The 8,406-nt window shown below is 29.8% G+C and carries 7 protein-coding genes, 1 pseudogene and 1 riboswitch; of the genes and pseudogenes, 1 reads left to right on the top strand and 7 read right to left on the bottom strand.

What is annotated here, in order from left to right; genetic code table 11:
• Positions 1-3: 3 nt before the first annotated feature.
• A riboswitch (cyclic di-GMP riboswitch) is annotated at positions 4-87 on the bottom strand.
• Positions 88-275: 188 nt separating this feature from the next.
• From ACRC03_RS11305 to purR, 4 genes are all read right to left on the bottom strand, one after another.
• On the bottom strand, positions 276-1,226 hold the full coding sequence (locus ACRC03_RS11305) for a ribose-phosphate diphosphokinase (RefSeq protein ID WP_438652671.1): 951 nt from the start codon (positions 1,224-1,226) through the stop codon (positions 276-278).
• 80 nt (positions 1,227-1,306) lie between these two features.
• Positions 1,307-2,680, bottom strand: coding sequence for a bifunctional UDP-N-acetylglucosamine diphosphorylase/glucosamine-1-phosphate N-acetyltransferase GlmU (gene glmU, locus ACRC03_RS11300; protein ID WP_438652670.1), 1,374 nt, complete (start codon positions 2,678-2,680; stop codon positions 1,307-1,309).
• A gap of 222 nt (positions 2,681-2,902) precedes the next feature.
• A complete protein-coding gene (spoVG, locus tag ACRC03_RS11295) occupies positions 2,903-3,181 on the bottom strand; it encodes a septation regulator SpoVG (protein ID WP_277232126.1) in 279 nt (92 codons plus the stop codon).
• Positions 3,182-3,293: 112 nt separating this feature from the next.
• Entirely contained in the window at positions 3,294-4,184 is an 891-nt protein-coding gene (gene purR, locus ACRC03_RS11290) for a pur operon repressor (RefSeq protein WP_438652669.1), read from the bottom strand.
• Positions 4,185-4,407: 223 nt separating this feature from the next.
• Between purR and murC the strand changes: the two genes are divergently transcribed.
• The gene (gene murC / locus ACRC03_RS11285) at positions 4,408-5,760 is read left to right on the top strand and encodes a UDP-N-acetylmuramate--L-alanine ligase (protein WP_438652668.1); all 1,353 of its coding nucleotides are present in this window, start codon (positions 4,408-4,410) and stop codon (positions 5,758-5,760) included.
• A gap of 44 nt (positions 5,761-5,804) precedes the next feature.
• On the opposite strand, the gene ACRC03_RS11280 is transcribed toward murC, so the two are convergent.
• From ACRC03_RS11280 to ACRC03_RS11270, 3 genes and pseudogenes are all read right to left on the bottom strand, one after another.
• Positions 5,805-6,593, bottom strand: a complete 789-nt coding sequence (locus tag ACRC03_RS11280; protein ID WP_438652667.1) for a hypothetical protein — start codon at positions 6,591-6,593, stop codon at positions 5,805-5,807.
• 177 nt (positions 6,594-6,770) lie between these two features.
• Positions 6,771-7,886 carry a M20/M25/M40 family metallo-hydrolase gene (locus ACRC03_RS11275; protein ID WP_438652666.1) on the bottom strand — a complete coding sequence of 372 codons (1,116 nt, stop codon included), beginning with the start codon at positions 7,884-7,886 and terminating at the stop codon, positions 6,771-6,773.
• Between the two features lie 80 nt (positions 7,887-7,966).
• Positions 7,967-8,406, bottom strand: a pseudogene (locus tag ACRC03_RS11270) (hypothetical protein); the annotation flags it as partial.

The raw sequence follows: 8,406 nt of genomic DNA, 5'->3' as shown, positions 1-8,406 counted from the left end.
CCTAATAAACATAGCCGGTTGCACCACTAACTCCATATATCCCAGGTGCCCACATACAGAATATATATCACAGTTTCTAATTATACTTATACATTTATAATAACATCCAAAAAACTTTAAATCAATATTTTTATACCATTTTTTTCCACAAAAGTATGACAAAGTATATTATCCTTCTATTACTCTATTGATGTATAAACACTTTAAACATAAAAAGAGCCATACTCATGATTAAAAATTAACCACTTGCACAGCTCTTGTATACATTTATTTAATTAGAATAATATACTAACAGACTCATTAGCAAATATTTTCTTTATAGCATCCCCAAATAAAGGTGCTACAGTCTTAACTTGTATCTTATCAATTCTCTTTTCCTGCGGAAGTTGTATAGTATCAAGCACTATTAACTCATCTATAGAAGAACCTTCTATTCTCTCTATAGCTGGACCTGATAACACCCCATGTGTACAACATGCATAAACATCTTTAGCTCCAAATTCTTTAAGCGCATTAGCAGCATTTACTATAGTTCCAGCTGTATCTATCATATCGTCTAATAATATAACATTCTTACCCTTAACATCGCCTATTATATTCATTATCTCAGATACATTAGCTTTTGGTCTTCTCTTGTCTATTATAGCTAGTGGAACATCTCCGTCTAGTCCATTAGCAAACTTTCTTGATCTAGTAACACTTCCTAAGTCAGGAGATACTACTACTAAATCTTCTATGTTCTTTTCATTGAAGTAATCCGCTAATATGTTTCCACCTTGTAAATGATCTAGTGGTATATCAAAATATCCTTGTATTTGGGCAGCATGTAAGTCCATTGTTAATACTCTATCTGCTCCAGCCGCTGTTATTAAGTTTGCAACTAATTTAGCTGTGATTGGATCTCTCGCCTTAGCTTTTCTATCTTGTCTTGCATATCCGTAGTAAGGTATAACTGCTGTTATCCTTCCTGCTGATGCTCTTCTTAGGGCATCTATCATTATTAATAATTCCATTAAGTTGTCATTTACTGGACTGTTAGTAGATTGAACAACGAATACGTCACATCCTCTTACTGTCTCGTTCATGTTTACGTTTATTTCACCATCACTAAATGTTCCTACTTCACAATTAGACATTGGTACTCCTATGTAATCAGCTATTGCCTGTGCCAATTCCTTAGATGAATTACCTGCAAGTATTTTTATTTCGCTTCCGCTAGTGTTCATTTGTCGCCTCCTGAAAATTTAAGCTATATTTATTAATATTTTTTAGGGGGTTAATCCTAAAATAATAATCTAATTAGTTGCTACTTATTATCATTTTGGTTCTTTTTTTCTACCCATCCTTCTTTGATTACCTGTCTTTGTCTTGCCACTGCAAGTGCTCCTTTTGGTACATCATGAGTTATTGTCGAACCTGTAGCTATAAATGCATCTTCTTCTACTGTAATTGGTGCAACTAGGTTAGAATTTGAACCTATAAATGCTCCATCTTTAACTACTGATTTAAATTTATTTTTACCGTCATAGTTAACAAATACTACTCCACATCCTATGTTAACATTCTTACCAACATGTGCATCCCCTATATATGACAGGTGAGATGCTTTAGAGTTATCTTCTATAGTAGCATTCTTTACTTCTACGAAGTCTCCTATTTTTACATTGTTTCCTATGTTACTTTTTGGTCTTAAGTATGCATATGGACCTACTGTAGTGTTTTCTCCAACAATACTATCTATTATTGTAGAGTTTTCTACTTCTGTATAATCTCCTATTTGAGAATTTGTTATACTACTATTCATTCCTATTGTGCAATTAGACCCTATTTTTGTATTTCCTTTAAGCATTGCTCCTGGATATACTATAGTGTCATTACCTATTTCAACATCAGCTTCTATATATGTTGAGTTAACATCTATTATTGTTACTCCGTTTACCATATGAGCTTCATTTATTCTTCTTCTCATTATTTCTTCTGCTCTTGATAATTCTACTCTTGAATTAACTCCCATTAGCTCTTCTATTGTAGAACCATTGTATGCTCCTACTTTTTGACCTTTATCTCTCATTATTTTGATAGTATCAGTTAAGTAGTATTCACCTTGAGCGTTATTATTATCTATTAAGTCTAAGCTTTCTCTTAAAGTTTTTCCATTAAAACAATAAATGCCTGAGTTTATTTCTTCAACTAACTTTTCTTCTTCACTGGCATCTTTTTGTTCTACGATTTTAAGTAAGTCTTCATTTTTGTCTCTTATAATTCTTCCGTATCCTGTAGGGTTTGAAACTTTTGTTGTAAGAACTGTTGCGTGATATTCATTATCTATATGATAAGCAAATAGTCTCTCCAAAGTTTCTTCTCTCACTAATGGAGTATCTCCACATAGTACTACTATAGTATCGTCTTCATTTATGTAATCTTTTGCCATCATGACAGCATGACCTGTTCCTAATTGCTCAGTTTGCATTGCTATCATTGTGTCCTTAGGTAATTTTTCTTTTACTACTTCTGACTCATGCCCTAGAATTGCAACTATTTCTTTAACTCCAGATTTTTTTGAAACATTGATTACGTGGTTAACCATTTCTTTTCCACATACCTTATGTATAACTTTTGGGTATTTAGATTTCATTCTTGTACCTTTGCCTGCAGCAAGTATAATAGCTTTAAAGTTCATATCTTTAACTCCACTTCCTTAATTTTATTTCCTACTATATCTATATTATGTAAATTATATTTATTTGTATGCAATATCTTAACTATCCTTAATTAATATAGCACTTTTTTGCAAAAATGTATACAATTTAACAAAATTTTCACGTACTTTTCCAATAAAAAAGAGCCTAAAATTCGGCTCTCAATGTTTATCTAAATTTCTATTTAACAATCTAAATTAAAATTACTCAGCTGCAACTTCTAATTGAGCTACTGCTTCATGGTAAGCTTTTAAAACAGCATCTTCTACAACTTGTCTCATTTCAGCGTTTATAGGATGAGCTATATCTCTGAAATTACCTTCCCCAACTTTTCTACTTGGCATAGCTATGAATAAACCATTGTGTCCTTCTATAACTTTTATGTCATGTACTACAAACAGGTTATCAAAAGTTAATGAAACTATACATTTCATTTTACCTTCATCTGTTATTTTTCTTACTCTTACGTCAGTTATCTTCATCTCTAAATATCCCCCTTTAATTTTGACAAAATCAATATATTTTAATATAGACTATTTTCTTAAATAATTCTATGTACATATTAAATATCCTTTTTTATTTTGATAAAAATTATTATTTTTTAGAATCTTCTTCTTTTTCATCCAATATATCTTCTATATCGTAATCTTCTTCATGATTTTCTAATTGATATTCATCTTTAAAAGTTTTTAAATTTGCCTCTACTATTGTTTTATCTTTTTGTACATCTAACTCTATTAATGATATATAATCTTTCACCATTTTTTCTTCTGGTGTTATTGTAGATATAAATACTCCAGTTCCAATTACTTCTGCTCCAAATTCATTCATAAGGTCCGTCATTCCTTTTATAGTTCCTCCACCTCTCATGAAGTCATCTATAAGTATTACTTTACTATTTGGTTTTATCGCTTTTCTTGGTAAACTCATACTTTCTACTTTAGAGTTATTTCCACTTATATAAGTCATGCTAAGAGTTGGACCTTCCGATACTTTTATGTCCTTTCTTATTATAACTAACGGTAAATTCATTGCTTTTGCAGTCATAAGTGCCATTGGAATCCCCTTAGTTTCCATTGTAACTACATAATCTGCATCTGTGTAATCTATGTTTGAAGCAATTATTTTTCCTATTTTAGATGCTATATTAGGGTCATATATTAAATCTATTAAATATAAAAATCCTCCAGATAATACTCTAGATGGATCACTTATTTTTTCGCATAATTCCATTAAGAATTCTTCATTTTCAGCTTTTGATGTTTTAGGTATGTATTTTACTCCTCCAGCAGCTCCTGAAATAGTTATTACTTTTCCTAATGATAACTTTTCAAAAACATTTTTAACAACTAATAAGTCTTCACTTATTGTTGATTTTGCTGCATTAAATTGATTCGTAAAATAACTTAATGTAAATATCTTATTCGGATTGTCAGATAGTATTTTTACTATTGCTCCAATTCGCTCCGTTCTCTTGAACTTCATTAGTTTTCCCTCCTACGATAGTAGTTATTTCCTCATAAAACTAACTAATGCACAACAATATTTATTATGATATAATATTAGTTATGTTTTAATTAGTTTATTAATATATTATATATATAGATTATTATATGTATATTTACTATAAAATATTGAACATTTTATTATTATACCACAAATATAGTTCATGTTGTAGGACTTAATTAAAAAGAAAGGTGGTTTTGTTATGAATATACATTTCATTGGAATTGGCGGTATAAGTATGAGTGCACTAGCTGAAATATGCCTTAATAAAGGTTATAAGGTATCAGGTTCAGATGCTAACGAATCTTATTTATTAGATAAACTTAGATCGCAAGGTGCTAATATATTCATTGGACACGAAAAAGAACATATATCTGATGACGTAGATATGGTAGTTTATACTGCTGCAGTTCATGATGACAATGCAGAAATGATTGCTGCTAAAGAGAAGAACAAGCTTACTATGAATAGAGCTGCTTTCTTAGGTCAAATAATGAGAGAATACAAAAACTCTATTGCAGTTTCAGGTACTCACGGTAAAACTTCGACAACATCTATGTTATCTACAATATTTGAATATGCAGATTTAGACCCAACTATTTTAGTTGGAGGAAATTTAAGTATGATAGGCGGCAATGTTAAAATTGGTCACTCTGACCATTTTATTACTGAAGCTTGTGAATATGTTGATAGTTTTTTAAGCTTTAATCCTAAAATATCTATAGTTTTAAATATTGAAGAAGACCATCTTGATTATTTCTCTGGTATAGATGAAATAAAAGCTTCTTTCAATAAATTTGGGAAATTACTTCCTAAAGACGGATGTTTTATAATTAATGGTGACGACTCTAATACTAACGATATCTTATATGATGTTAAGGCTACTGTGGTTAAATATGGAACCAATTCATCAAATGATGCTGTTATAAAAAATATAGATTTTGATGAAAACGGATGCGGAACATTTAATATAGAATTTAAAGGACAAGACTTAGGAAGCTTCCAAGTTTCTGTTCCAGGATTACACAACATCTTTAATGCATGCGCTGCTATACTTGCTGCTTATGTTTCTGACGTAGATTTAGAAACTATAAGAAAAAATATTAAAGCTTATAAAGGTGTTGGAAGAAGATTTGAAGTTAAAGGTAATTATAATGGCGCTTTAGTTGTTGATGACTATGCTCATCATCCAACTGAATTAAAAGCTACTTTATCTGCTGCTAAGAAAATCAAAAAGTCTAATTTATGGTGTATATTCCAACCACATACTTACACTAGAACAAAATCTCTTTTAAATGAATTTGCAGAAGCTTTCTATGCTGCTGATAAGGTTATAATAACTGATATCTACGCTGCTAGAGAAAATGATCCTGGTGATATTCATTCTAAAGATTTAGTAGAAAAATTATATCAAAATCATGTTGATGCGATTTATATAAGTAATTTCGAAGAAATTACTGAATATCTTCGTGACAATGTATGTGAAAATGATTTAATAATAACAGCTGGGGCAGGTCCTATCTATAAGGTTGCTGAAGCTTTAATTCAAGAATAAAAAAAGTAGGATTTTATCCTACTTTTTTTGTTGTTTTTTTTAAGTTATTGTTCTATCTTAAAAATATCATCTCTAAGATATTCATATAATCCTGTATAAACTTCATAATATGCAGCAGTATCTCCACAAGTTATTTTTACATAATCTTTACCCATAGTTTCTACTTTAACTTTATAGTTTTCACCTTGTATATTTATAGTAAAGTTATCTTTGCTTCTTTCCTTGCTTTTTTCTGGCTGTACTTTACCAACCATTCTTTTCGATGCCATTTTGTATGAAAGATCATCATATTTCCACTTATGGACTTTTTTAACTTGTCCTCCATATGCTAATTCTACATTATCCCATGTCTTATACTGTTTAATAAGGTCAAATGATGTATATATACTATCTCTTAATATCTTTTCAACTTCTTTTTTATTTTCTATAGGTATTTTATAAAATTCTTCCTTCTTAACAGTATAAACTCTAAAATAATTTAAATCTGTAGAGAATCTTATTCCATCATCTGAATATCCATTGTATATTGATTCATAGCTTTCAGGTGTTCTTATCTTCGAAAATTCGCTAAATAAAAATTTCATTCCTTCCCAGTATTCTTTCTCTATCTTTATATTTTCCACTTTAGAGTCCGATATATATATTTTATTCTTTACACTTATTTGAGTCATTAAGCTTCTTGTATCTTCTTCTTCTTGTGCTTGTTTTACTGGAGTTTCATTATTTTTATCAAGATACGTACCTAAATTAAATGCTAGAGTATATACTATTAAAAATGCTCCTATGAAAATTAGTATTATCACTTCTTTTTTTAATTTTCTTTTTTTAGCCATTCAAATCCCCCCTAATGCTCTATAATTATAAGATAATTATATTACTTTTTTCAATACTTTTTAAGAGATAATTAAATTATTAATATATTTCCTGGGTAATTATTGTTATTTTTTGTAATAACACAAAGGTACTTATAAATTTATAAGTACCTTTAAAAATAAATTTTATATTATTTTTTATGCTTCTTTTATTAGTTCTCCTACCATTATAGCAGAGTTAACTAAATCTTCTATTGCTATATATTCTTCTAAAGTATGTGCATTTTTCATACCTATACCTAGATTTACTGCTTTTACTCCATTTTTGTTTAATATGTTAGTGTCACTTCCTCCACCAGTTGATCCAGTTTTTCCTTCTACATTCATATTAGAGAAAGCTTTCTTAGCTAATTGAACTATCTCATCATTTTCTTCTATAGTAAATGGTGCATAAGCTCTATTTACTTCTATATCTATTTTAGCTCCAAATTCCTCAGCAGCCTTTTTAAATGTTTCTACCATGTGGTTTGTTTGAACATCTAATTTTTCTTCACTTAAACTTCTTGCTTCTGCAGCTATTTCTAATTCTGGCATAACTATATTTGTTGCTATACCACCTTTAACTATACCTATGTTTGCAGTAGTTTCTTCATCTATTCTTAATAACTTCATATTTTCTATAGCTCTAGAAGCTACCATTATAGAACTTATTCCATTCTCTGGTTCAAGACCTGCATGTGCTGGCTTTCCTGTTATTGTAACTTTTATAGCATCTTGAGCTGGTGCTTGAACTATGATTTCTCCTGGAGACCCACCACTATCTAATACAAATGCAAAGTCTGCATTTAACTTAGAGTAATCTAAGTATTTAGCTCCAAATAATCCGCCTTCTTCCCATATAGAGAATACTACTTGGATATCTGCATGGTCTACATTATTTTCTTTTATATTTCTTAATGCTTCTAATATTGCTGCTATTCCAGCTTTATCATCTGATCCTAATACTGTTGTTCCGTCACTTTTTATTATTCCATTAGCTTCATCTATTATAGGCTTGATTCCTATGCCCGGGCTTACTGTATCCATGTGAGAACTGAATAATAAAGTTTTTCCTTCTCTATTACCTTTTAATGTAGCTATTACATTTCCTGTTTCTCCACCAGCTTTAGTACCAGCATCATCTATTATAACTTCACACCCTATTTCTTCTAACTTCTTAACTAAAACTTGTGCTACTTTTCCTTCTTTTGAAGATGGGCTATCTATTTGTACTAATTCTAAAAACTCATCTATAAGTCTTTGCTTGTTTATCATGACATTTCCTCCAAAATATTAGTCTATTTTTATATTTTAGAGTATTATTATTTTTTTTGCAATAGCAAACGTTTCTATAATTATTTAAGTATTCTTCTAGTTCTTGAATCTATGATACATAGCCAATATCCTAAGTTATCACTTCTAGAGTCACAAGGTTGATATTTTCTAAATCCTGTATGACCTTTATCTGGTTGTTCATCTTTTTCACCTGGAATAGCATAAATATAATTTTTTCTCTTATTATATTCATCGTATTGTACTCCAAATAAATAATGTCTGTACTTGTAAGATTGAGTAACTGCATCACTATACATAGTATAATTTAAAGTATTTACGTATCCTAAATGTGGCATTGTATATCCACATAATGTAACTGGACTTATTTCTATTTTCCACCATCTAGTGTTTTCTATATACTCACAAACAAAAGGTTTTACTTCTTTAAATACTTTTAGACCTTTTTTTATTTGTCTTGGCATTAATAACGGACTTCCTGTTTTGTTTTCATTTATAGATA

Origin of the sequence: Romboutsia sp., from assembly GCF_051659545.1 — a bacterium.
Lineage (GTDB): Bacteria > Bacillota > Clostridia > Peptostreptococcales > Peptostreptococcaceae > JBOFOR01.
The sequence above is the reverse complement of the archived record's forward strand: the minus strand, read 5'-3'. Positions and strand labels throughout refer to the sequence as shown.

Bases quoted from the DNA above. Each gene is read 5' to 3' on its own strand.
- ACRC03_RS11305 (WP_438652671.1), bottom strand. From the start codon at position 1,226: ATGAACACTAGCGGAAGCGAAATAAAAATACTTGCAGGTAATTCATCT.
- glmU (WP_438652670.1), bottom strand. From the start codon at position 2,680: ATGAACTTTAAAGCTATTATACTTGCTGCAGGCAAAGGTACAAGAATG.
- spoVG (WP_277232126.1), bottom strand. From the start codon at position 3,181: ATGAAGATAACTGACGTAAGAGTAAGAAAAATAACAGATGAAGGTAAA.
- purR (WP_438652669.1), bottom strand. From the start codon at position 4,184: ATGAAGTTCAAGAGAACGGAGCGAATTGGAGCAATAGTAAAAATACTA.
- murC (WP_438652668.1), top strand. From the start codon at position 4,408: ATGAATATACATTTCATTGGAATTGGCGGTATAAGTATGAGTGCACTA.
- ACRC03_RS11280 (WP_438652667.1), bottom strand. From the start codon at position 6,593: ATGGCTAAAAAAAGAAAATTAAAAAAAGAAGTGATAATACTAATTTTC.
- ACRC03_RS11275 (WP_438652666.1), bottom strand. From the start codon at position 7,886: ATGATAAACAAGCAAAGACTTATAGATGAGTTTTTAGAATTAGTACAA.